At 66.4% G+C, this 22,413-nt stretch carries 17 protein-coding genes and 3 pseudogenes; 7 read left to right on the plus strand and 13 right to left on the minus strand.

The genetic code is table 11. The features are described 5' to 3' along the window. Positions 1-131 precede the first annotated feature (131 nt). From JUB13_RS19310 to JUB13_RS19330, 5 genes are all read left to right on the plus strand, one after another. Positions 132-2,189: an MHYT domain-containing protein gene (locus tag JUB13_RS19310; RefSeq protein WP_207481854.1), complete on the plus strand. Its 2,058-nt coding sequence runs from the start codon at positions 132-134 to the stop codon at positions 2,187-2,189. Positions 2,190-2,208: 19 nt separating this feature from the next. Then, on the plus strand, positions 2,209-3,261 hold the full coding sequence (locus tag JUB13_RS19315; protein WP_207481855.1) for an HD-GYP domain-containing protein: 1,053 nt from the start codon (positions 2,209-2,211) through the stop codon (positions 3,259-3,261). A 223-nt stretch (positions 3,262-3,484) separates the two neighbouring features. Continuing rightward, positions 3,485-4,261, plus strand: coding sequence for a calcium-binding protein (locus JUB13_RS19320; protein WP_207481856.1), 777 nt, complete (start codon positions 3,485-3,487; stop codon positions 4,259-4,261). Positions 4,262-4,545: 284 nt separating this feature from the next. After that, complete coding sequence (locus JUB13_RS19325; protein WP_207481858.1) at positions 4,546-4,890, plus strand: hypothetical protein; 345 nt, start codon at positions 4,546-4,548, stop codon at positions 4,888-4,890. A 266-nt stretch (positions 4,891-5,156) separates the two neighbouring features. Then, positions 5,157-5,645, plus strand: a complete 489-nt coding sequence (locus JUB13_RS19330; RefSeq protein WP_207481859.1) for a GNAT family N-acetyltransferase — start codon at positions 5,157-5,159, stop codon at positions 5,643-5,645. Positions 5,646-5,863: 218 nt separating this feature from the next. Here JUB13_RS19330 and JUB13_RS32230 read toward each other — a convergent pair. Together JUB13_RS32230 and JUB13_RS19340 are read right to left on the minus strand one after the other, a co-directional pair. Then, positions 5,864-6,271: pseudogene (locus JUB13_RS32230) on the minus strand (transposase); the annotation flags it as partial. Between the two features lie 450 nt (positions 6,272-6,721). After that, a pseudogene (locus JUB13_RS19340) lies at positions 6,722-7,351 on the minus strand (SDR family NAD(P)-dependent oxidoreductase). 414 nt (positions 7,352-7,765) lie between these two features. Here JUB13_RS19340 and JUB13_RS31475 point away from each other — a divergent pair. Continuing rightward, positions 7,766-7,904: pseudogene (locus tag JUB13_RS31475) on the plus strand (winged helix-turn-helix domain-containing protein); the annotation flags it as partial. Between the two features lie 30 nt (positions 7,905-7,934). Here the strand turns inward: JUB13_RS31475 and JUB13_RS19350 are convergent. From JUB13_RS19350 to JUB13_RS19360, 3 genes are all read right to left on the minus strand, one after another. Further along, positions 7,935-8,573, minus strand: coding sequence for a LysE family translocator (locus tag JUB13_RS19350; RefSeq protein WP_207481864.1), 639 nt, complete (start codon positions 8,571-8,573; stop codon positions 7,935-7,937). Between the two features lie 78 nt (positions 8,574-8,651). Then, positions 8,652-9,125: a transposase gene (locus JUB13_RS32110; RefSeq protein WP_207481865.1), complete on the minus strand. Its 474-nt coding sequence runs from the start codon at positions 9,123-9,125 to the stop codon at positions 8,652-8,654. A 568-nt stretch (positions 9,126-9,693) separates the two neighbouring features. Next, positions 9,694-9,966 (minus strand): response regulator, encoded by a 273-nt coding sequence (locus JUB13_RS19360; RefSeq protein ID WP_207481866.1) that lies wholly within the window; start codon positions 9,964-9,966, stop codon positions 9,694-9,696. Between the two features lie 235 nt (positions 9,967-10,201). Between JUB13_RS19360 and JUB13_RS19365 the strand changes: the two genes are divergently transcribed. Beyond that, positions 10,202-10,987 carry an SDR family NAD(P)-dependent oxidoreductase gene (locus JUB13_RS19365; protein ID WP_207481868.1) on the plus strand — a complete coding sequence of 262 codons (786 nt, stop codon included), beginning with the start codon at positions 10,202-10,204 and terminating at the stop codon, positions 10,985-10,987. 137 nt (positions 10,988-11,124) lie between these two features. Here JUB13_RS19365 and JUB13_RS19370 read toward each other — a convergent pair whose 3' ends face one another. From JUB13_RS19370 to JUB13_RS19405, 8 genes are all read right to left on the minus strand, one after another. Next, complete coding sequence (locus tag JUB13_RS19370) at positions 11,125-12,000, minus strand: sugar phosphate isomerase/epimerase family protein (protein ID WP_207481870.1); 876 nt, start codon at positions 11,998-12,000, stop codon at positions 11,125-11,127. Positions 12,001-12,082: 82 nt separating this feature from the next. Beyond that, the gene (locus JUB13_RS19375) at positions 12,083-14,443 is read right to left on the minus strand and encodes an aldehyde dehydrogenase family protein (protein WP_207481872.1); all 2,361 of its coding nucleotides are present in this window, start codon (positions 14,441-14,443) and stop codon (positions 12,083-12,085) included. A 10-nt stretch (positions 14,444-14,453) separates the two neighbouring features. Beyond that, positions 14,454-15,464 carry a deoxyribose-phosphate aldolase gene (gene deoC, locus JUB13_RS19380; RefSeq protein WP_207481874.1) on the minus strand — a complete coding sequence of 337 codons (1,011 nt, stop codon included), beginning with the start codon at positions 15,462-15,464 and terminating at the stop codon, positions 14,454-14,456. A 40-nt stretch (positions 15,465-15,504) separates the two neighbouring features. Further along, on the minus strand, positions 15,505-17,091 hold the full coding sequence (locus JUB13_RS19385) for an FGGY-family carbohydrate kinase (RefSeq protein ID WP_207481875.1): 1,587 nt from the start codon (positions 17,089-17,091) through the stop codon (positions 15,505-15,507). Continuing rightward, on the minus strand, positions 17,088-18,107 hold the full coding sequence (locus tag JUB13_RS19390; RefSeq protein ID WP_207481876.1) for a galactitol-1-phosphate 5-dehydrogenase: 1,020 nt from the start codon (positions 18,105-18,107) through the stop codon (positions 17,088-17,090). The genes JUB13_RS19385 and JUB13_RS19390 overlap by 4 nt, the downstream gene beginning before the upstream one ends. A gap of 86 nt (positions 18,108-18,193) precedes the next feature. Further along, positions 18,194-19,747, minus strand: a complete 1,554-nt coding sequence (locus JUB13_RS19395) for a xylulokinase (protein WP_207481877.1) — start codon at positions 19,745-19,747, stop codon at positions 18,194-18,196. A gap of 19 nt (positions 19,748-19,766) precedes the next feature. Continuing rightward, complete coding sequence (locus JUB13_RS19400; protein WP_207481878.1) at positions 19,767-21,356, minus strand: alcohol dehydrogenase catalytic domain-containing protein; 1,590 nt, start codon at positions 21,354-21,356, stop codon at positions 19,767-19,769. Beyond that, positions 21,343-22,251, minus strand: a complete 909-nt coding sequence (locus JUB13_RS19405; RefSeq protein WP_207481879.1) for a MurR/RpiR family transcriptional regulator — start codon at positions 22,249-22,251, stop codon at positions 21,343-21,345. Before JUB13_RS19405 ends, JUB13_RS19400 begins: the two co-directional genes overlap by 14 nt. Positions 22,252-22,413: the final 162 nt, after the last annotated feature.

The raw sequence follows: 22,413 nt of genomic DNA on the forward strand, positions 1-22,413 counted from the left end.
CGGAATGCTCTCGGCGACGCCGCGGGTCTGGCCGGTCCGAGGTGATACTTCTCCCTTTGATGGCAGATTGTTAAACATTATCAGCATTACTAATGATTTTCTGACATGCGGCGTTTTTGGAACAGGACAGCATGAGGTTCGAGTTGATGGGGCTGTGCTTCACATCGGGCGAGAGCGGCCTGCCGTTCTCCCACGACCCGTGGCTCGTAGCCCTCTCCTACCTGACGGCAGCGTTCGGATCCTTTGTCGCACTCGACATGATCGAACGTCTGCGCAGCACGTCAGGGCAGGCGCGCCTGACTTGGCATGCCGGCGCTGCGGCGGCGCTCGGGGGCGGAATCTGGTCGATGCACTTCATCGGCATGCTGGCATTCCGGGCCCCCGTGCCGTTGTCCTACGATCCAGCGATCACTGCCGCCTCTCTTGTCATTGCCGTTGCCTTTGTCGCGGCCGGCATCGAGGTCGTCCGGCGGGGCGCGATCGCGTCAACGCGGATCCTGTCGGCGGGTTCCTTGGTCGGGCTCGGCGTTGCCGCTATGCACTATGTGGGAATGGCGGCGGTGGAACTGCCCGGGAGCGTCGCCTACGATCCCCTGTGGTTCTCGGCCTCTGTTGCGATCGCGGTAGCCGCAGCGAGCGCGGCGCTGCTCCTCGCCTTCACCCTGAGAGACGCCAGGCAGCGAGTGGCGGCGGCCCTGGTGATGGCCGTCGCCATTTGCGGAATGCACTACACCGGCATGGCGGCGACCGTGATCCTGCTCGATCCGTCGACGGAACTGGGCGATCCCATGCCGCAGGTGCCACTTGCCACGGCGGTTGCGGCCGTGACCTATGCGCTGCTGGTCCTCGCCCTGGTCGCCGTGTTCGCTGACCGCAGGCTGACCGCAGCGGCGAACCGCGAGGCGGAGCGCCTGCGTGCGATCAACCGTGCGCTGGAGCAGGAGGTCGAGGAGCGGCTGCGCATCGAGGACGAACTGATGGCTGCACGCGACGGGCTCGAGCAGCGGGTTTCGGAACGAACGCGGGACCTCGACGACGCCCGAGCCCGTGCCGAGGCCGCAAGCCGGGCCAAGTCCGACTTCCTCGCCAATATGAGCCACGAGCTACGCACGCCACTGAATGCCATTCTTGGCTTCGCGCAGCTCCTGGAGTTCAACAGCGCCCGCGAGCCACTCACCACCAAACAGGGCCGCGCGGTCGAGCAGATCGCGAAGTCGGGCCGGCATCTCCTCCGGCTGATCGACGAGGTGCTCGATCTCGCCCGCGTCGAGGCCGGCCGCCTCTCGATGTCGGTCGAGGCCGTCGATGTCGGGGGCGTCATCGACGAAGTCGTCTCGACGCTCCAGCCCGTTGCCGAGGCCGCCGAGGTGACGATCCACGTGCGAGGCGCCACGGACGTGCCGTCCATACTCGCGGACCGGACACGTCTGACCCAGGTCCTTTCCAATCTCGTCTCCAACGCGATCAAGTACAACCGTCGCGGCGGTGCCGTCCATGTCGAGACACAGCGAAACCGGGATGGGCTCGCGGAAGTCTCGGTGCGCGATACGGGCATGGGCATCCCGGTCGACCGGCTTGCCGAGCTCTTTCAGCCGTTCAACCGGTTGGGGCGGGAGCATGGACCGATCGAAGGCACCGGGATCGGACTGACGATCACCAACCGCCTGGTCGAGGCTATGGAAGGCCGGATCGAAGTGGACAGCACGCCCGGTGTCGGCAGCATCTTCCGTGTTTCGCTGCCTGTCGCGGCTGTCAGGCCCGAGCAGACCGGCACCCTCGGTCAGGCCGAGGTCGAGCCCGGCACGAAGGCGCGCTCACTCCTCTATGTCGAGGACAATCCCTCCAATATCCAGCTCATGCAGGATCTGGCAGAGACGATCGGAGCCTTTAACCTGCTCGTGGCGGCGGATCCGCGCATCGGCCTTGACCTGGCGCGGGCGCATCGGCCGGACGTGGTCGTGTTGGATATCAACCTGCCGGGCATGGACGGCTTCGAGGTACTGAAGCGCCTCAAGGCGGATCCCATGACGGCGTCGATCCCGGTCCTGGCGCTCAGCGCCAATGCCATGCCGCGGGCGGCCGAGAAGGGACTTGCTGCAGGATTCCGGCGATATTTGACGAAGCCGATCCAGATCCCAGAGTTCCTGGCCGCCCTCGACGAAGCGTTGGAAACCAGTAATGCGGCCTGAGGCGCCTGAAGAGCACGTCATGGCGCGAATCCTCGTCGTAGACGACGTGCCCGCCAATGTAGAAATGCTCGAAGAATTGCTGACCGCGGCAGGCTACGCGAATGTCGCGACAGCGACCGATCCCGCTGAGGGTCTCGAGAAGTTCGGGCTTTTCAATCCCGATCTCGTCCTGCTGGACTTTCGCATGCCCAGGCTGGACGGTGCCGCCTTCCTCCGGGAGGCCCGCCGCCGCTTCCCGGACCTCGCGCCACCGGTGTTGGTGCTCACGGCGCAGACCGACCAAGCGACCCGCCGCGTGGCACTCGAGGCGGGCGCGCGAGACTTCGTGTCGAAGCCCCTTGAGTTTTGGGAGCTGTTGGCGCGAGTCCGCAACCTCTTGGAACTGCACATGCTCGCCAAAGCACAGAAGGCCAAGGCCGACACCCTGGAGGTTGCCGTCCGTGCACGGACGCATGAGCTCGAGCGGGTGCACCGCGAGGTGGTGCGACGCCTGTGCGCGGCGGGTGAATTCCGAGACGCCGATACCGGACAGCATGTGGTGCGCATCGGCGTCATGGCGGGGGTGCTCGCCAGGGCGGCTGGCTGCACGGACGCGTGCGTCAATCTCGTCGAGACCGCAGCGCCGCTGCATGACATCGGGAAGATCGCCATACCTGACCGCATCCTGCTGAAGCCCGGTCCGCTGGACGAGACTGAGTGGAAGGTCATGCAGGGGCACACGGTCGCCGGACACCGTATTCTCGCAGGCAGCGGGATCGCGATGCTGGACGCAGCTGCGGAGATTGCGCTTTGTCATCATGAGCACTGGAACGGCAGTGGCTATCCCCGTGGCCTCGCCGGCGAGGCGATCCCTCTGAATGGGCGGATCGTCGCAGTCGTCGACGTCTTCGACGCGCTGTGCTCGCCGAGGCCCTATAAGCGGCCCTGGCCAGCTATCGAGGTGGCAGCCTATTTGCGCACGCACGCGGGTAGCCAGTTCGATCCGAAACTGGTGGATTGCTTCCTGGCTGGATTCGACCGCATGCTGAAGTTGCGTGACGACCTTGACAGCGCATCTGGCCTCAGTTTGTGACGCCGACGCACAAGTTTGTCAGGATCCCCGTTCCGATCCCCTGAAGCCTCTTCGCCGGGAGGGGCCGTCAACAGCCGGATTGCACCACGACACGGTTGAAACATCTTCCCGCGCCTCGCGGCGACGGGCTGAAACAACGTCCGTCTAGTAAGGCTCGGCCGGCGCGCTGCACAGGGAGGTCCCGATGCCAGCGAGCCGCCGGCTTCAAGGACGAGACACTGACATGACGAAAATCTACGGCACCAGCGGCAACGACAACGGCAACAAGGCCCTCGTGGGCACCGGGGGTGGAGACGAGATCCATGGCGGAAGCGGCACGGACGACCTCTACGGCCTCGAGGCCAACGACGTCCTCCTCGGCGGCTCCGGCCCCGACCGACTGTACGGGGGCTCCGGCTACGACACGGCGAGCTACACCGACGCCCTCGGAAGCGGCGTCACCGTCAATCTCGGGACCAACGTCAACACTGGGGGGGACGCCCAAGGAGACAAGTTCTACAGCATCGAGGGAGTCACCGGCTCCTCTTACGGCGACGACATCACCGGAAACGCCCAAACCAACATCCTCAAGGGCGAGTTCGGCTCCGACTGGCTCTTCGGAAAGGCGGGCAACGACTCGCTCTACGGGGGCTACGGGGTCGATCACCTCTTCGGCGGCGCGGGCGCGGACAATCTCACTGGCGGAGCCGACGCTGACCTCTTCAGCTATCAGGCCTGCGAGGAAAGCACCGACGGCTCGCGGGACACGATCTGGAACTTCAGCAAGGCCGAGGGCGACCGAATTCACCTGTCAGCGATCGACGCCAAGGCGCACACCGATGGGAACCAGAGCTTCTCCTTCATCGGCCACGACGACTTCACGGCCGAGGGCCAGGTCCGCTTCTTCTTCCAGAACGGCAACACCTACGTCGAAGCGAACGCCTACGGCGACACCGAACCTGACATGCTCATTATGCTGAGTGGCACCCACAACCTCGGAGCTTACGACTTCGTGCTCTGACCCGCCGTTCCGCGTTCGCGGCGCCGGTTTCCTCGAGAGAAAGCGGCGCTGCGGACGTGCAGGGACCGCGGACATCGCCAAGGTCAATCTGCAACGGGAACAGTTGCGTGCGGGTTCTGCGTCCCGATCATCGTCACCCCCGGGACGGCACCAGGAGCAATTTAAACTGCGCCGAAGGTCAGGTGGTAAAAAATTGGGCGCGCACCAGTGCAACCCGAACCGGGGCTGCGAACGCGGGCTCTCACCCCAAGCTTTTTCGAGTGGAAGACCGCTCGGGAGCAAAGATGAGACCCACGACCTTGGACCTGGTGCCGCAGACCATCGACTGGGCGGAGCGGCGCTCGACTAGCGGACGCGCCCGCTCGCCGGTACCGACCCTCGACGCGTTGCGCACGCTCGACGCTTTCGCGCTCGAGGGCCCGCGCTCGGATGTCCTGATCGCCGCGCCGGGCCAAGCCAGTGGCTCCACCCTTCGCCGCAGGCTCGTCGCGTGGTCGGCGCAAACGGTGCTCGCGCGCGTCCATCGCGTGCTGCTGTGCATGGTCCGCTCCGGCCCCGATCCGCGGCCCCGGATCTGGGAGTGGTGGTGGACAGCGCCTCAGTCCGGGCCAAGCGCGGAGGCGAGCTAGCTCGGCTGCTTGTCCGGGACGTCGCTCGCCACGCCATGGACAAGCCTTGTCCGAATGCGCCCCGGGCCCGTCACTACCATCGAGGGGGAGATCTGTCTGGAGCGCGCCGTCGTCGGGCCGTTTCCGTTCGCACGCCGACTAGGTATCAGAAACCGGTGTCACCTGGCGTCATGGAAAATTCATTCAAAAATGCAAGGGGGTGTCCAGAAAATGCGCCTCGGTGACAGCACCAACTTTTCTAAGACGAACATGAGGGCACTTGAACGATGGCAACCGACGTGGTGATCCGATCCGCTCTCCCGGCAGAAAGCGACGTTGTCGCGCAGCTATTTCGGCTGACGGTGAGGCGCTGTCTGCCCTACTTGCCAGACCTCCACTCTCCCGAAGAAGACTCCACCTTCTTCCGCGATCGTCTCTTCCCGGAACATCAGGTCTGGGTGGCGGCGGGGGAGCGGATTCTCGGCTATTGCGCATTTCGCGAGGGTTGGGTTCAGCACCTTTACGTCCATCCGGACGCATGCGGGAAGGGTATCGGGTCCGCCCTCCTCTCCAAGGCAATGGAAGTGAACGATGAGCTTCGGCTCTGGGTGTTTCAACGAAATCAGCGGGCTATCCACTTCTACGAGGCGAAGGGGTTTCGGCTTCTCGAGATGACGGACGGACATGCCAATGAAGAAAAAGAGCCAGACGCACTTTACCTCTGGTCGCGCCGAGTAGGCCCCGGACCCTCAAACGGTTCCGATCAGCTTTCATGAAATACGGGTGGTGACCGACGTTCGGAGCGGCAGGCATCCGCACCCGCGCAGCCGAGCCTTCTCTGATCCTGGCCGCTGTGACGGCAGAGCTGCCAGACTTCCGCCCATGCGGCGCTTGCTGCGGCCTTCATGGTAGGAAGGCACCTTTTAGCTGGGCTTGGAGCGGAAAGAAAATCCGATGGGCCGGACGGCCGCGCTAGTTCTCCTGGACGCGGTTTTCAGAGCTCGCGCGCGCGGACCGCTTTGCCACCAAAAATATGCAGGCTGCGTGGATCAGCGAGTGGATGAGTAGCCGAGCCGGTCATAGCGCAGCGCGAGGCGCCTGTTCTCCAAGATCCAGGCGTTACTGCGCTCCACCAGCTAGCGCCCCTGGCCAAGTCCTGATCCGCGCGGCCGAGCTCTCTTGTGAATCTGCGGTCGGCGCCGCAGCGGCGGCAGAGGTCGCGGTGATGCTCGGCGTCGTAGCCCTTGTCGGCGAACACTGTGCGGATGCAAGCCATGACAGCGAATGCGGCGAGAAATAGCCGTTCAAAGACGAGCGTGTCGTTGATGTTGGCCGCGGTCGTGGCGCAGGCCATAGGCACGCGTTGCACATCCACCGCGATGTGGTACTTGGTGCCCCGCTTGGTCCGGTCCGGCGGGTTGGGGCCGGTGAGATCGCCGCCGCGTTTGGCGCGGACGGATCAGCTATCGAGGATCAGGTCGGGATGGCCACGCAGCATACCGACCAGCAGGGCTTGCACCTTCGGCAGCAGACCCATCTCGGCGCGACGTGTCAGGCCAGCGGCGCAGAGTCGAGCCGCTGGCCTGGTCCCAGGTGACGGCCAGACTGCTCAAGGGTTTTCCCGCGCGCGGGAGGCGCCGTAAGGTCGCAACCACACGAATGGTTTCGGCGGGACGGTGCCCCAGTCGACATCTGGGCTGCCGATCACCGGCGTCGATGAGTTGCGATGAGTTAAGTCTGACATCCTATGTGGCTGTCCCTGAACGGCCCCGTAGATATGGATGCCCGGCCTCAAGCGACCGTTTTGGGGGAGGAAACCGCCGGGTGCGACCCGGACGCTCACCCGAAGCCCCTAGAGGGCGTGCCCTCCTGCCACCTGAATGACCTGGCCCGTGATCCACGAAGCCGCATCACTCAATAGGAATGCCACCGCCAGTGCGATGTCGTTTGGCTCACCTACACGGCGCAGGGGGATTGATGGCAGAAGCTGCTCCTCAAGGGCTGCATCGATCCAGCCTGTTTGGACCGGACCGGGAGCCACAGCGTTCACGGTGATGCCAAGCGGTCCACGCTCGATGGCTGCCGCCCGGGTCATTGCCTCAAGAGCTGCCTTGCTCGTCCCGTAGAACACCTGGCCAGGGAAGGCGCGAGCAGCATCAGTGCAGATGTTGACGATGCGGCAGTTCTCTTGCGCGCGTTGGGCACGCACTCTCGCGAAAGCCGCCATTAACAGCGTGGGAGCAGCCACGTTGACATCGTAGTGACGGCGGTAGCGCGCTCATGTGGCATCCAGCAGCGTGTCAGGAACCTCGCAGGCCGCGGCGTTGTTGACGAGCCCGTGCAATGGGCCGATTGCCTCCTCGGCCCGGGCGACCAGAGCCACTGGCTCATCGGCCCGGGACAGATCCGCCGCGAGGATAGCCGCACGCCTTCCCAACCGCTCGACCTCGAAGGCGACAGCCTCTGCTGCTGCGCGTCCCAGGACGGTATGGGCGACCTAATCCGACAGTGTGTCCTGGTCGAGAGTGGATGGCGATGTCGGCCCCATGCTCGGCGAGGGCTATAGCCGTGCGCCGACCAATGCCGGAGTTTGCACCGGTGATCAGGATGTTACGGCCTGAAAGGCCGAAGGCATGGGCATGTGGAAACCCCAGGGAGCTACAATCCTTCGCGATGTTCAAGGGCGTGGTCCGGCCCTCACTGTCACCAGCCCAAATTCGCGGAGAATCCGGCCGGCCATCGTTCCTCCTGACTCCCGGCAATGTATCGACGGCCTACCCGGGCAACAAGTTTGGCGGACCAAACCGGCGTCTGGGGCCGCTTTCCGCCCATCTCAGCGGTTCCGGCTTCCGTCAGGGACTGTCCTCAATCGGGAGTAGTTGTAGCAACGCCCTTTAAGGTCTGGGGCTACAATGCGGGAGGTTACGACCCACACGCTGGGGACCCATGTCTAACGGCTGCGCCAGGAGATAGAGCGGGATCCGTCCAATGCGCGCATCCTCGTGACCGAGCCCGGCGGCTACAAGCTCGTACCGGAGCCGCGGCGTTTCCGCGCTACAACTCCCTCAGCGCTGTTCGGCGGCGATACGCAGGCCGAGCCCGACGAGAAGGGTTCCGGTTATTCCCTCCACTGCCCGGCGGACAATCGGGCGGCGCAGGAAGTCGCCTGCCCTGGCGATGGCCGCGGCGTAGAACGCCAGCCAGCCGAAGGTCATCAGTGCGAAGATCACCCCCAGCGCCATGAGGGTGGCGAAGCTCGGCCCGACCGAGGGAGCGAACTGGGGCAGCAGGCTTGCGAAGAAGACCGCCATCTTCGGATTGCCGAGATCGCTGACAAGACCCTGGCGGAAGGCCGAGGTCGCCGAAAGGCGCCTCCCGGGTCCTCGGGACGGGACAGCGGTCTCCGCCTGCGCGCCATCGGGCCATAGTGCGGCACGAAGAGCGTGGATTCCGAGATACACGAGATAGGCAGCGCCCACATATTTCATGGTGAGGAACAGCGGCTCGGACGCGATCAGCAGCGCCACGATGCCGAGGCTGGTGGCGAAGGCCCAGACGGTCTGGCCGCAGGCGATACCCAGGGCCGTGAAGATGCCAGCAGGGCGGCCACCAAGCAGCGTGTTGCGGATCGTCACCGCCGTATCGGGCCCGGGCGTCATGATGACGACCAGGGAAACACCCAGAAAGGCCAGAAAGCTCTCCATCGCGCTCGATCCCGCCAGTGGCGCCGCAGCGCCCATCAGTCTAGACGGATGGGAACCGCGCGGGAAGGAGCAGCGCCATCAGACATCGGTGATCTCCCCGGCGAGGATGAAGATGCAGGCCGCCACCAGGAGCGAGCGGATGATGATGGACGAGCGGTCCTGACGGCGGTCAAGGCATCTGTAGCGGATCAACCTCTCGATGACCCGCTCGACGACCGATCGGACCACGCCCAGACCCGAACCATGTCCGCTGCCACCTTTGCGGATTGTGGGCCGGATGCCTTTGCGCAGGCGGCGCCAACGATTGTCGCGGCTATCGTAGCCCGCGTCGGCGTAGAGATTCCCGATGGCGGCACAGGCGACCTGGGCCAGGCGCAACAGCTCGGGGAAGAGCTTGGTGTCGGGCACGTTGGCGGCCGACGCCACCGCTGCGACCGGCAGCCCGTCGGTCGAGACGACCATGTGGTACTTGGGGCCAGGCTTGCCGCGGTCGGTCGGGTTCGGACCCGTCAGCTCGCCCCCGCGCTTGGCCCGGACCGATACACTGTCCACCACAAGGTCCAGGCCCGGGCCGCGGCCGCGGAGCGGGCCATGCGCAGCAGCACGAGATGAACGCGCGCGAGCACCGCTTGCCTTGACCACGCCATCAGCCGGCGGCGCAGCGTGGAGCCCCTGGCCCGGCCGGGTGTGGCGAGCAGGACCTCCCAGCGCCGGCCCCCGCGGGTAAAAGCTACAAGCGCGCGCACCATCGCGGCCGTCGGTACCGGCGGGCGGCCGCGTCCGCCAGCCGAGCGCCGCTCCACCCAGCCGATGGTCCGCGCCACCAGGTCCAAGACCGTGGGTCCCATAGTCCGTCCCGAGCGTTCTTTCGCTCGGAAGGTCTGGGGGCGAAAGCCCGCGATCACAGCCCCCGCTCGGGTCACGCTGGTGCGCACCGGATTTTCGAGCGTCTGACAAGGCGTGGTTTTCAGAACGGCCTAACGCGGATCGCGATAGGCACGGGAACCCGGCGTCGCAGGCCGTGATCCGGGGAAACCCTTGGTGCCCGCCATAGCGCTCTCGAACCGCATGCCGCGCACCGTTCGCAGCGGAGGCCAAGTCCGTGGCGGCGGATTAACTGCTATCCGGCCAACATGCCTTTGACATGCTCGACGAACGTAGTCGGATCGACGGGCTTTTGGAGGAACACGGCGCCCTCGACCCCGGAGATCCGCTCAAGGGTCTCCCGCTCGCACGATCCGGACACAATGATCACCCCGCATCGGAGGTCCTCGCGCAAGCGTTCCGCAACATGGATGCCATCGGGTCCCGGACCCAAGCGGATATCGATGACCGCCACAGCAGGCCCAACAGCTTTGGCGACGACCAGCGCTTCCGCGGCGGCGTTCGCCACCCCGCAAATCGGTATGCTCGCGTTATTGCGGTGCCGCTGGGAGAAAGATCCCTGAGCCTGCATGTTGCAAGTTCGGCCGGGACAGACGAAAACCGTTTAAGGCCACAGTTATCACAATGAACGTGGAGGATAATACTCGGATTTATAGTGTTGTCTGATGCAAGTTAAGCAAAAGATGTTGCCTATCTTCGTGAAGCCATGGTAGATGATGTTGGGCTAGGAAGGGAGGATGGATATGGATTTCGGGGTCACCGGGAAGGTTGCAATCATCACTGGCGGTGGATCGGGAATCGGCTACGCGATTGCCAAGACCTTTCATGACGAAGGGGCTGTCGTGGTCATTAACGGCCGTACGCCCTCCCGCATCGAGGCCGCCGCCGCAGCCATCGGCCCGCGTGCCCATGGCGTGGTCGCCGATCTCCTGACAGGAGAGGGGGCGAGGACTCTCGCCGACCATGCGGCCGCGCTCGGGCCGGTCTCGTTCCTGATCAACAACATCGGCGTCTTCGACGTGAACGATTTCTTTGAGGTCAGTGACGAGCGCTGGATCGAGTATTTCGAGCACAACATGATGACCGCCGTCCGCATCACCCGCATCGTCATGAAGGACATGCTCGCCCGGGACGATGGCAGCATCGTCTTCATCTCGTCGGAGGCGGCGATCCGATCCATCGGAAACATGGTCCCCTATTCGGTAACCAAGACTGCCATGCTGGGGCTCGGCCGGTCCCTGGCGGAGCTGACGCGCGGCACTTCGGTCCGGGTCAACAGCTACATGCCCGGAACCACGGCAACCGAATCCGTCGCCACCTATTTCGCCGACCTCGCGCGGCAGCAGGGCAAGACCGTCGAGGAAACCCTGCGGGACTTCTACAAGGAGGTGCAGCCATCGAACCTGACCCAGAAGCTCATCGATCCGATCATGCACGGCCGCGGGGTGCTCCAACTCGCCACCAACACCGCCATGAACGGCGTGACGCACCGGGCCGACGGCGGAACCGTCCGCTCGATCTTCGGATAAGCCCGGCGCGCGACCGGCTTCCGCGGCCATGTCCCTCGATGATGCGGGGCGGACCGGGACGTGAGGTGCCGTGCGCGGCCGTCCACCGGCGCTGCGAGGTGGCGAGGCGACCGGAGCCGGGCAGGCCGCGACGTGCATCAGCGGAGCGTCGCGGCCAGTGCGGCTGCCCATTCGACGCGCAGGATCTCGAGCGCCGTGCGCGCCGCATCCACCGAGTCCGCCCACGCCTCCCGCCACAGTCGGACGCCGCCGATCAGATCCGGACCCAGGACACGGGACGAGAAGCCCTCGAAGGTGAATTCGCCGGCATATCCAGCCGCCGCGAGCGCGCGAAGATACCCGGGAAGGTCGAAGTTGCCCGTGCCCAGCAGGCCGCGGTGGCTTTCGGCGACGTGGGCGTAGGCAAGCCGGTTGGCGTTCCGGCGGATCGCGGCGGCGATGTCGGCCTCCTCGATGTTCATGTGGAACGTGTCCATGTGGATGAACATGTTCCGGCCGCCGGCGGCATCGATGAGCGCCGCCGCCTGGTCAAGCGTGTTGACCAGGTAGCTCTCGTAGCGGTTGACCGGCTCGATTCCCAAGGCCACGCCGAGCTCGCCGGCGCGGGTGTCGAGGCGTGCCAGCGCCGCGGCGACCCGCTCGACCTGAGCGGCCGTCGGCGGCGCGGCATAGCTGCTGAAGGCGGCGTAGCAGATCCCGCTCACGGCTGGCGCCTGGAGCTCGGCGGCGATCTCAAGCGCTGAGGCCACGGTCGCCTCGCCGCGCTTGGCGGTCTCTGGGTCGTTTGACGAGATGTCGGCCCCCGGGCCGAGCGCCATGCCGAGGCGCAGGCCGAGCCCCGCTTCGCGGACCGCTCGGCGTGTCGCCACCCGGTCGAGAGTGGCCGGATCGAACATCAGGACCTCGATCAGCTCGTATCCGATCTCGGCGGCGGTCCGGCAGATGACCGGAGCCGTCTCCTCGGTCCATAGGTCCGAGAACACCAGGCTGTGGACACCGAAACGTCCGCTCATGCGCAAGTCCTCCCGCTGATCCCAGGCCGTTCGCCCGGGTGGCCGGGCTGGCCGACCCGGTCACCCGGGCCGGCGCCAGCGTTCATTCGCCATACGGAATCCAGATGTTCTTCACTTGGCAGGCCTTGGCCAGGAACAGCTTCCCCTGTCCCTGCGCGCTTCCCCAGTCGCGCGCGGTCCCGTCCTCCGTCCAGGTCTGCTTGAGGTTGCCTGCGGAGGCCTCCTCGACGGTGCGTGCTCCCGCGCGGGTGCCGAAGTACCAGACGGCGTCGACGTCGTCGTGCTCCGCAAGGGTCTTCACCAGCGTCTCGCGCTCGCCGGTCACGATGTTTACGACGCCGCCGGGCACGTCCGATGTGTCGATGACTTGGTAGAGATCGGTCGCCGAGAGCGGATGCGTCTGCGAGGGAATGGCGACGACCCGGTTGCCCATCGCGATGGCGGGCAGCACCAGGGAGACGAAGCCGAGCAGCGGGAACGCCGTGGGGCAGGCGATGCCCACGACGCCGATGGGTTCGTTCATCGCGAGCGTGACATGGGCCGACTTCGTCTGGTGCACCGCGCCGTCGTACTTGTCGGCCTGGGCGGCATACCAGAAGATCCGCCGGATCGCGGTCGCCAACTCGACCCGGGCGGCGGCGGCCGTCTGCCCGAAGCTTTTCAGCCGGTCCTCGAATTCGGCGGTTCGGGCCGCGAGGTTCTCAGCGAGGTAGTAGAGCACCTGCGCGCGGTTGTGGCCTGTCTGCGCGCCCCAGCCGGTCGCCTTGTGCGCGGCTTCCACCGCGTTCCTGATGTCCTTGCGGTTTCCCAAGCCGGCAAGGCCCACCGGGCCTCCTGGTCCCTCGATGGGGTAGCTGTAGCCGCCGTCGGGCCTCACCTGCTTCCCGCCGACATAGAGCTTCGCCGTCCGGTCGAGGGCTGCGCCGGCCATGGACGAGGACGGCGTCGGGTCGGGTGCGGGTGGACTGCCTTCCGGCTTCTTCGCGACCGGCCCCGGCATGGCGAGATAGGCGGCCATGCCCTCGCGTCCGCCCTCGCGTCCGAAGCCGCTTTCGCGGAATCCGCCGAACCCGGCTCCGGCGTCGAAGATGTTGGCGCAGTTGACCCAGACCACGCCGGCCTTGACCTTGGCGGCGACATCTGTCGCGAGACTCAGGTTTTCGGACCAGACCGAGGCCGCCAGCCCGTAGCGAGTATTGTTGGCAAGGGTCACCGCGTCCTCGGGGGTGCGGAAAGGCGTCAACGTCACCACCGGACCGAAAATCTCCTCCGCGCACAGGACCGAGGCCGGATGCACGTTGGTGACCAGCGTCGGTGGAAAGAAGCATCCCTGGGGCGATGCGCCCTGGTGCAGTACTGCGCCCTCCGCAGCACCCCGCGCGACGAGACCTCGGATGCGTTCCAACTGCACCGGATGGACGATGGCCCCTACATCAGTCGATTTCTGCAGTGGATCGCCGGTGATGAGTTTGGCGAGGCGGCGCCTGAGCAGTTCCTCGAAACGATGGGCAACCGCCTCGGCGACCAGGATGCGCGAGCCGGCGCAGCAGACCTGGCCCTGGTTGAGCCAGATGGAATCCACGACACCTTCCACCGCGGCATCGAGATCGGCGTCGGCGAAGACGATGAAGGGCGACTTGCCTCCGAGTTCCAACGTCAGCGCCTTGCCCGATCCCGCGGTCCGGCGCCGGATGATGCGGCCGACCTCGGTCGAGCCGGTGAAGGCGACCTTGTCGATGCCCTCGTGCCCGACGACATCCGCGCCAGTCCTGCCGTCTCCGGTGACGATGTTGAGCACGCCACCGGGCAGACCGATCTCGCGGGTGATCTCGGCGAAGGCGAGCGCCGTCAGAGGCGTGTACTCGGCCGGCTTCAGGACGACCGTATTGCCGGCCGCCAGCGCAGGCGCGACCTTCCATGCGAGCATGAGAAGGGGGAAGTTCCAGGGGACGACCTGTCCGCAGACCCCGTGCGGGCGCGCGCCCGGAAACTCGTCGGCCAGGATCTCGGCCCAACCGGCATGGTGATAGAAGTGCCGCACCACGAGCGGAACGTCGATGTCACGGCTCTCGCGGATCGGCTTGCCGTTGTCGATCGTCTCGAGCACTGCGAGGAATCGGCTGTGCTGCTGGACATGGCGCGCCAGCGCGTAGAGGAAGCGGGCGCGCTCGTGGCCGGAGAGGGCCGCCCATCCGGGCTGCGCCGCGCGAGCGGCCGTCACGGCCGCATCGACATCCGCCGCGGTTCCCTGGGTGACCTTCGCGATGGTCTCGCCGGTCGCCGGATTCATCACTTCAAAGGTCTCTCCCGGCGCCGTGAAGCGGCCGTCGATGAAGTGACCGAAGCCGGCCTCGTGCTTCTTCAGCCAAGTGCGCGCGACGTTGCAGTCCTCCGGGGCGGGGCCGTAGTCCAGCGTGTCGAGAATGCTCAAGATTGCGTTCATCGAAGCGTCCTCATGCGATCGCGTGGCGCGAGGACGCCGCGTAGCGTCCGGTGACGAAATGCTCGAGCTGGCGTTCGATGTCGGCGAGCATGGAGGAGGCGCCCAGCCGAAAGAGTCGGGGCTCCAGCCAGTCGCGGCCCAGCTCCTCCTTCATCAGGAACTGCCAGTTGAGCGCGTCCTTGGCGGTTCGCATGCCGCCCGCGGGCTTGAAGCCGACGCGGTATCCCGTCTCGTCGAGATAGTCCCGCAGCGCACGCACCATGATCAGACTGACGGGCAGCGTGGCGTTCGCGCCTTCCTTGCCTGTCGAAGTCTTGATGAAGTCGGCGCCGGCCTGCATGGCGACCATCGACGCGCAGTAGGCATTGCGGAGCGTCTGGAGGTCTCCTGTGGCCAGGATCGCCTTCAGATGTGCCGTTCCGCAGGCCTCGCGCATGGCGCGCACTTCATCGTAGAGGGCTGTCCAGCCGCCGGTGAGCACATGCTCGCGGGTGATCACGATGTCGATTTCGTCGGCACCCTGGTCGACTGCGTAGCGGATCTCTTCGAGCCGCAGCCGGAGTGGCATCAGACCGGCCGGGAATCCGGTCGCCACCGATGCGACCGGAACGCCCGCGCCGGCGAGCGCCTTCACGGCGTGCGTGACCATCGTCGGATAGACGCACACGGCTCCTGTCGTCAGCCGGAGCGCTTCGATGCCGAGACCTTCGACGACGTGCGGCGCCAGCGGTTGCCGGGCCTTCGCGCAGAGCCGCGCCACCCGTGCGGCCGTGTCATCCCCCGCGAGCGTCGTGAGGTCCATGCATCGGATTGCATTGATCAACCACGCGGCCTGCCACTCCTTTTTCACCGTGCGGCGCGCCGCGAGGGATGAGGTCCGCCGCTCGGCGGCACTCCTGTTGGCCGGATGTCCCTCGAACATCTCGGGTCGCAGCGGAGTGCCCGGATTGCGATGATTGCTCACCATGGCAAGAGGCCTGCCGGCCGCAGCCGATCGTGCGGCAGGAGGTTCGGCGTTCATCGGCGTTCTCCCGTTCATGGTCGGTCCGAGCTCTCTGTCGTTACGCGGCAGGCGTCGAGGGCCGCAGGCCGCCGCCTTGGGCGCGGAGCGTCGCGCGATCGGCCCTGTCGGCCAGGGCGTGAAGCAGCGGCGCCAGCTGCTCGGCGGCCGCACGGTAATCCGCGAGGAGTCGCCGGTACCGTCCGTGCTGTTCCGGGTCGGGCGTCATCCGCCGCACCGGAACTCGCCACGCAGCGGACGCGCTGCGCATCCCGTCGTGGAGACCGACCCCGGCCGCGGCGGCCGCCGCCGCTCCAACCAGCGTCAGATTGTCGGCGAGAGCGACGTCGACCGGCTTTCCGATCGCGTCGACCGTGGCCCGGAGCCAGATCGGGTTGCGCATGATGCCGCCGGCAAGCACGAGCCGGTCGATGGGCACGCCCTGTTCCTCCAGGTCGACGATGACATTTGCCGTGCCGAGGCAGATGGCCGTCAGCGCGGCCCGATACAGTGCCGCCCTGCCGTGGGAGAGGGTCATGCCGAGGAATGCGCCGCGCAGGCGGGGATCGCGGTAAGGTGTCCGGCAACCCATGAAGAAGTCGAGCGCGAGCAGGCCGTCGGCATCCGGCGCCATCGCCGCAACCTCGTGCATCAGTGCCGGACGGTCCGCATCGTCCAGCATGAAGACCTCTTCCGTGAGCCATTTCAGGACGGATCCGGCGGAGACCTGCCCGCCTTCGATCATGCGCAGGCCCGGGGTCAGGGCATTGGGATAGGGACCCCAGACGCCGCGGATCGTCGACCCGTCGTCGGGAACCTGGGTGAGAAGGACGTTCGACGTGCCACCGATGACCAGCATTGAGCCGGGCTCGATCGTGTTGGCGCCGAACGTGCCCATGTGGGCGTCGATTCCACCCTGGACGACCAGGGGGCGCCCGCGGATGCCGAGTTCCCGCGCCACATCGTCCGGCACGGGGCCGATGACGCCGCCGGGCTCAACGATGGTGGCCGGCAGCCGATCGAGGAGATCGGCGATGCCGAGGAGCGCGTACAGGTCCGGGCAGAAGCGTCGGGCGCGTCCGTCGTAGTTCCATTTGCAGGTCGCGTTCATGAGCGACCCGACCCACACGCCGGTCAGTCGGAAATTGATGTAGTCGAGAGCTTCGCAGACCACCTCTGAACGTGCCCACAGGGCCGGCTCGTGCCTGGCGATCCACATCGCCTTGGGCACCAGCCATTCCGACGCGTCCGATCCGCCGCTGTCGGCCAGCACCGGGTGTTCGACCGTCCCGGTGAGCCGCGCCTCCTCGGCGGCACGGGCATCCATCCAGAGGATGGCAGGAGCCAGAACCCCGCCGGCCCTATCGCAAACAACGACCGTCGATGAGAAGGTCGCGGCGGTGATCGCCAGCACGTCCGGATGGCCGGCGTCGGCAAGCGCCCGACGGACGGCTGCGCGGAGGGCGCGCCACCAGTCCGCGGGATTCTGCTCGGCCCGGCTCGGGGCAGGATAGGAGGTCGGGTACGCCTCTTCCGCAATCGCCGCGGGACGCCGTGAATCGATAGCAAACACGCCCGCACGAATGCCGTTGGTGCCCAGGTCCAGTCCGAGGACCGCCTGCTTCGTCGGCTGGCCGCCGTCGCTCATGGCGTGAACAGGACCTTGGAGAAATGGATGTCTTTCGCCGCAAACCGCCCGAAGATGGCCGGCAGCTCGGCCAAATCCAGATCGTGGGAGATCATGAACTCCCAGCGAAGCTCGCCGGTGCCGAACTTCTCCAAGGTCGTGGTCCACTGCGGTCCCGGGAAGGGGGCTCCGAAGCTGTTCCACGAGCCGTGCAACGAGATCTCCTGCCGCAGCAGGTGCTGGAAGGTCTTGTTGTCGAGCTTCACGTCCGGAACGGGTATTCCGATGAAGGTCACATGCCCGCCCGGACCGGCAAGCATGATCGCGCTGTTGATCGTCGCATCGAGACCGACAGCTTCGACTACGACCGCGGCCTGCGCGTGATGGCCGGCGACGTCGCGGGACAGGACACAAACGGAGGCGCCCGCCTCGCGGGCGAGGGCGAGCTTCTCCTCGGAGACGTCAACGGCAATCACCTCGCTGGCGCCGAGCAGGCGCAGCCACTGGATCGCGAAGAGCCCGATAGGGCCGCACCCGACCACGGCCGCCGTCTGGCCGACGGTGACCCCGCCCGCCTTCCAGATCGCATGGAGCGCGATGGAGGCGGGATCTGTCATGGCGATGGCCCGCGGATCGACGTGCTGCGGCGCCTTGATCAGGTTCCCGACGGGCACCGCGACGAATTCCGCATAGGCCCCGTCGCGCCGGCTTCCGAAGTAATCATAGTCCGTGCACCGGGAGAAGTTGCCCGTCGCGCACTGGCTGCAACGACGGCAGGGCAGCAGGGGCGCGATGGCGACCAGCTCGCCAAGGCTCCATCCCTCGACGCCGTCGCCGATAGCGGTGATGCGGCCGGAGAATTCGTGCCCGGTAATCAGCGGCATCTTCCAGGCGCCCTTGACCAGCATGCGCGGCAGGTCGGAACCGCAGACGCCGACCGAGCTCACGCGCACCACCACATGGCCCGGTTCGGGAACGGGATCGGGGCGGTTCTCGAGGCGGATGTCGCCGGGTGAGTGGAGGACGATGGCGCGCATGGCTTCCTTCCTTCTGGCGCAGGTCGTGGGACGTGTCCCTCGCGGCGGCCGGGGCGTGTGGACGTGCCGGCGGTCCCGTTGTTCCCCTACGGGACGGCGGACAGTCTGCGATTCATACGGGCGAAGAGCGGCGAGAGCGTCGCCATCGCATCGATGTAGGCGTCCACATAGGGCGCGTAGGCCTCCGTCACGTCCGGGTGGGCCCGTGTCGTCGCGACAGTTGCGCCGGCAAAGCGCCTTGCCGTCGCCGCCAGGTCCGGGAACATGCCGACCGCGTGCCCGGCGATGATGGCGGAGCCGAGCGTCCCGAACTCCTCCCGTTCCAGGCTGTGATAGTCGATTCCGAGGGCGTCGGCCTTGATCTGTCGGAGGAGCGGGCTTCGCGCGCCGCCGCCGATGTTGATCGCATGGCGGGGATCATAGCCCGGCGCGATCTCTCGAACGGCACGGAGATAGAACGCGTACTCGTAGGCGATGCTCTCCATGATGGCCCGAGCCATGTGCGGCTTTCCGTGCCGCCAGGTGAGGCCCAGGAACGCGCCGCGCATGTCGGGATCGATCGGCGTGTTGCGGCCGGAAAGATGCGGCAGGAATATCAGCTTCTCCGATCCCGGCTGGATCGCCGAGGCCTCCTCTGCGAGTGCGTCGTAGGGATTGATCCCGCGGCTCTCGTAGGCGACCTTCTCAAGGGGCGAGACGGTGTCTCGGAACCAGCGAAGATTGAGGCCCCCGCCGGCCACATATGCCATGGGGAAGTAAAGCCCGCGGATCACGTGCGGGCAGGTCATAAGGCAGCGGTAGGTCGTGTCGGTTCCGAAGCGGTCGATGATCGTCGCGAACACCGACGCCGTTCCCGACGTGTCGAACACGACCCCCGGGTCCACGAGGCCGCCTCCGAGGACGTTGGCGCTCTGGTCTCCGGAGCCCGCGGCAATTGGAAGCCCCTCCGGAAGGCCGGTTTCGCGCGCCCAACGCCGCGTCAGATGGCCGATCACGTCCCAGGGCTCGACGATCCGCGGCAGCTTCTCGGTGGTCAGGCCGAAATGGCCGAGCAACCGGTCGTTCCATTCCCCGGTCTCACCGGAGCCGAAGCCCGAGAAGACGATGTAGGTCCGGTCCATAAAGGCGTCCGCGGCGGTGAGCCCGGCGAGGCGACCGGCGACATAGGCGGCTGGCTGGATGAAGCGGGCGATGCGTTCCCAGACCTCGGGTCGGGCGTCGCGCCAGTAGAGGATCTTCGGCGCATGATTGAACGCGAGCGCCATGCCGCAGGTGCGGATGATCTCGGCTTCGTGCGGGCGAAGCTGATCGAGCCAGGGAGCACAGCGGGTGTCGAGCCAGCTGTCGTAGTGCGTGGCCGGGTTCCAGTCGTCGTCGACGGCCATGATGCCGGCCATCTGCCCGTCGAGCGCCATGCCGGCGATGCGGGACGCGTCGAGGCCGGATGCCGCGAGCGCGGCCCGGATTGTCCGGACGACGGAATCGAAGATCTCGTCGGGGTCCTGTTCGACCTCACCGGGCCGGGGGTAGCGGAGGATCGATTCTTCGAAGGCGCTACCGGCAAGCCGCCCTTCGCGGTCGTATATTCCGGTCTTGGTCCCAGTCGTGCCGATGTCGATGCCGATGACATGGTCTCGCATGGGTCCTCCCTGTTGTTCCCTATGTTGGTTCTTCGGGATTCGTTAGGCCCTCTTCGTCGGCGATGCGCCAGCCGTCGGTCACCACCCGCATGGGAAGGTCCGGCGATTGGGGATAGACGACGATCTTTCCGGAGACGGTGCCGCGGTTCACGGCGTCGAGCGCGTGTGGCAGCGCATTCAGGCCGGCCACGGCCTTCAGGTTTGCCGTTAGGTTGAGATCGCCGCGCACGGCGCGCGACAGTACATCCCGCATGTCCTCGACGGAGCAGCCGGTCGATCCGGTGATGCGCTTCCCCGTGGTCGCGATGCCTGCGAGGTCGAATGGAACGGTCCCGCCGTAGGGAAAGCCGGCGAAGACCGCCAACAGCCCATCCGGCGCGAGCCATCCGGCCGCGGCCGCAACCGCCTCGCTGTCGGGAGCCACCACGACGGCATCGTCGAGGCCCCCGGGCGCGACCTGGTCGATGATGGTACCAAGCTGCTCGTTCTCGGCGACGATCAGGCGTCGGCCCATGGCATCGGCAACCGGTCCGAAATCCGTTTCGAGGTCGGCGAGCCGCCGACCCTTTCGCGAGGTGGCGACGATGGTGCGCGGACCCTGTTCGAGTTGCAGCAGCCTGTGGACGTGGATCCGGCCCATCGCGCCGCCGGCACCGTGGACAAGGGCAACACCCCCGGGCTTGACGTCGAAGCGCTGGCGCCCGGGCGCCAGCGCCTGGAGGATGTCGGGGTCGCTCGTGCCCACGAACGACAGGGCATCATAGTGGATGCGCGCCGCGTCGACGGGCACGGGGCCGAGCGCGGATCGGCGCGCCTGCAGAAGCAGTCCGCCTTCCGCCAGCATTGTTGGAAGGGCCGCCAGGCTCCCCGCATCGATATCCCCCAGCGCGAGGATGTCGTCGAATCTCTCCTCTGAGACCTCCGTGATCGAGGTGCAACGCATCGCGACCGGCCCGACGAAGTCCGGCAGCGGCGCATCGAGCGGGCCGGCTACGACCAGCCTCTTCCATCCCAGGGGGCGCGAGGCGTGGTGGCGATCGGCGTTCGGCCCGAACAAGACCAGTGCCGATCCGTCGTGCCGGAACGCCTGTCTCGCATTGGGGCGATAGGCCCGCTCGACGCAGCCGTAGGGTTCGAGCATCGCGATCTCGGCGGCGGTCAGCGTCTCGGGAACCTCGAACACGTAGTCCGCCAACGCCTCCGGCCCGAGGCGGAGGTACTGCGCGAAGCCGCCGGCGAGATCGAATCCGACGATGCTGCGCCTGCCATTGATCCGCATGGCGGGTTGCAGGCTGATACGCTGTCCCTTGCGGAAGCGTGCGGTCTGTGCGCTGCCGACGTCGTGGACACGAAGGCTCAGTTCGTGGCCGAGCACCACGCCCCTGCCGTCGCCGTTCGCGAGCAGCGGGTGACTGGATCCCATGCGGACCACCTTGATGTCCGACGAGCAGATCGACACCGCCTCGACGCGGGCGATCACTTCGTCGGGGGCCGGGGGGGGCAGCGGCTCGACCTCCAGGACGGCTTCGGGCAGCAGATCGAACGATCCGCCGCGGTGCGCCCAGCGGCGGTTCATCCGGCCGGGACCTGCCTGGTCACTCGTTGCCATTGTGCTGTCTCACGCGCCGGCTTTGCTGGATGTAGGGGTCCCCGCGCCGGACCGAGGCGAGCGAGCTGTCGTAGTCCTGGACCGCAACGAGCGAGTAGAGGACGTCGATCGTCAGCAACTGGCCGAACTTGCTGACCATGCTCTCGTAGAGCGGCTCGTCGCCCGCGGCGGCGTAGCCTGTCGGGGTGATCAGGACGACTTCCGCGGCTCGGGCGACCGGTGAATCGGCGAAGGACGTGATCGCGATCGTGCCGACCCCGGAGCTTGCGGCCGCGGTCAGTGCGATGAGGGTCTGGTCCGTGCGGCCGGAGTCGGTGATGGCGATGGCCACACTGCCCGGGCGGAGGGCGGCAGCCGCCAGCAGCTGGCTGTTTCGGTCGCGGTGGAAGATGGCCGGCTTGCCGATCCGCGAGAAGCGCATCAGCGCGTTTTCGGCGGCAAGGGATGACAGGCCAGCCGCGAAGAAATAGATGGCCTGGGCTTCGGAGATCATCTGGGCCGCCTTATTCAGCGCCCCGGGTTCGAGCGTCGAAAGGCAGGCGCGGGCCACGTCCGCGTTGCGATGGGCGACCTTGGTCAAAATGGTGGCGGCTGTGTCGCCACGCCCGATCGTCTCGTAGATCGCTCCCTGGTCGCTCGCCCCCTCGTCCTCCCAGATGGACCTTTCCTCGACCATGCGGAGCTGGAAGGCGCGGAAGTTCGCCTGGCCGATGCCGCGGACGAAGCGGCTGATCGAGGACTCCGAGACGTCGCAGGCGGCGGCGAGCTCCTTGATGTTCATGGTGCAGACGTCCGCGGGGCGCGCCAGCACCATGTCCGCGACGGCCTGAAGCGTCGGCTTCAGCCGGCCGCGAATGCTCTGAATGTGCTCCAGAAGCCCGATCTCGGCACCCATTGCAGCTGTCGATCTCTCCGATGTTAAGGACCGCCCGTTCGCGGCCCGAGGCTGCCTATCAGACACAATAGCTTCCCGTGAAAATCGCTTTCAAGATTTTTGTTTTCATAGACAGCGATTTTCATGGTTGATAATGTCATACACAAGCAATGTGGTTCCCGT

Origin of the sequence: Arenibaculum pallidiluteum (genome assembly GCF_017355985.1) — a bacterium.
GTDB classification, from domain to species: Bacteria; Pseudomonadota; Alphaproteobacteria; order Azospirillales; family Azospirillaceae; genus Arenibaculum; species Arenibaculum pallidiluteum.

Coding starts and splice junctions, on each gene's coding strand:
- JUB13_RS19330 (WP_207481859.1), top strand. CDS start 5,157: ATGGCAACCGACGTGGTGATCCGATCCGCTCTCCCGGCAGAAAGCGAC.
- JUB13_RS19375 (WP_207481872.1), bottom strand. CDS start 14,443: ATGAACGCAATCTTGAGCATTCTCGACACGCTGGACTACGGCCCCGCC.
- JUB13_RS19390 (WP_207481876.1), bottom strand. CDS start 18,107: ATGCGCGCCATCGTCCTCCACTCACCCGGCGACATCCGCCTCGAGAAC.
- deoC (WP_207481874.1), bottom strand. CDS start 15,464: ATGAACGCCGAACCTCCTGCCGCACGATCGGCTGCGGCCGGCAGGCCT.
- JUB13_RS19350 (WP_207481864.1), bottom strand. CDS start 8,573: ATGGAGAGCTTTCTGGCCTTTCTGGGTGTTTCCCTGGTCGTCATCATG.
- JUB13_RS19315 (WP_207481855.1), top strand. CDS start 2,209: ATGGCGCGAATCCTCGTCGTAGACGACGTGCCCGCCAATGTAGAAATG.
- JUB13_RS19370 (WP_207481870.1), bottom strand. CDS start 12,000: ATGAGCGGACGTTTCGGTGTCCACAGCCTGGTGTTCTCGGACCTATGG.
- JUB13_RS19405 (WP_207481879.1), bottom strand. CDS start 22,251: ATGGGTGCCGAGATCGGGCTTCTGGAGCACATTCAGAGCATTCGCGGC.
- JUB13_RS19395 (WP_207481877.1), bottom strand. CDS start 19,747: ATGCGAGACCATGTCATCGGCATCGACATCGGCACGACTGGGACCAAG.
- JUB13_RS19385 (WP_207481875.1), bottom strand. CDS start 17,091: ATGAGCGACGGCGGCCAGCCGACGAAGCAGGCGGTCCTCGGACTGGAC.
- JUB13_RS19320 (WP_207481856.1), top strand. CDS start 3,485: ATGACGAAAATCTACGGCACCAGCGGCAACGACAACGGCAACAAGGCC.
- JUB13_RS19310 (WP_207481854.1), top strand. CDS start 132: ATGAGGTTCGAGTTGATGGGGCTGTGCTTCACATCGGGCGAGAGCGGC.
- JUB13_RS19365 (WP_207481868.1), top strand. CDS start 10,202: ATGGATTTCGGGGTCACCGGGAAGGTTGCAATCATCACTGGCGGTGGA.
- JUB13_RS19325 (WP_207481858.1), top strand. CDS start 4,546: ATGAGACCCACGACCTTGGACCTGGTGCCGCAGACCATCGACTGGGCG.
- JUB13_RS19400 (WP_207481878.1), bottom strand. CDS start 21,356: ATGGCAACGAGTGACCAGGCAGGTCCCGGCCGGATGAACCGCCGCTGG.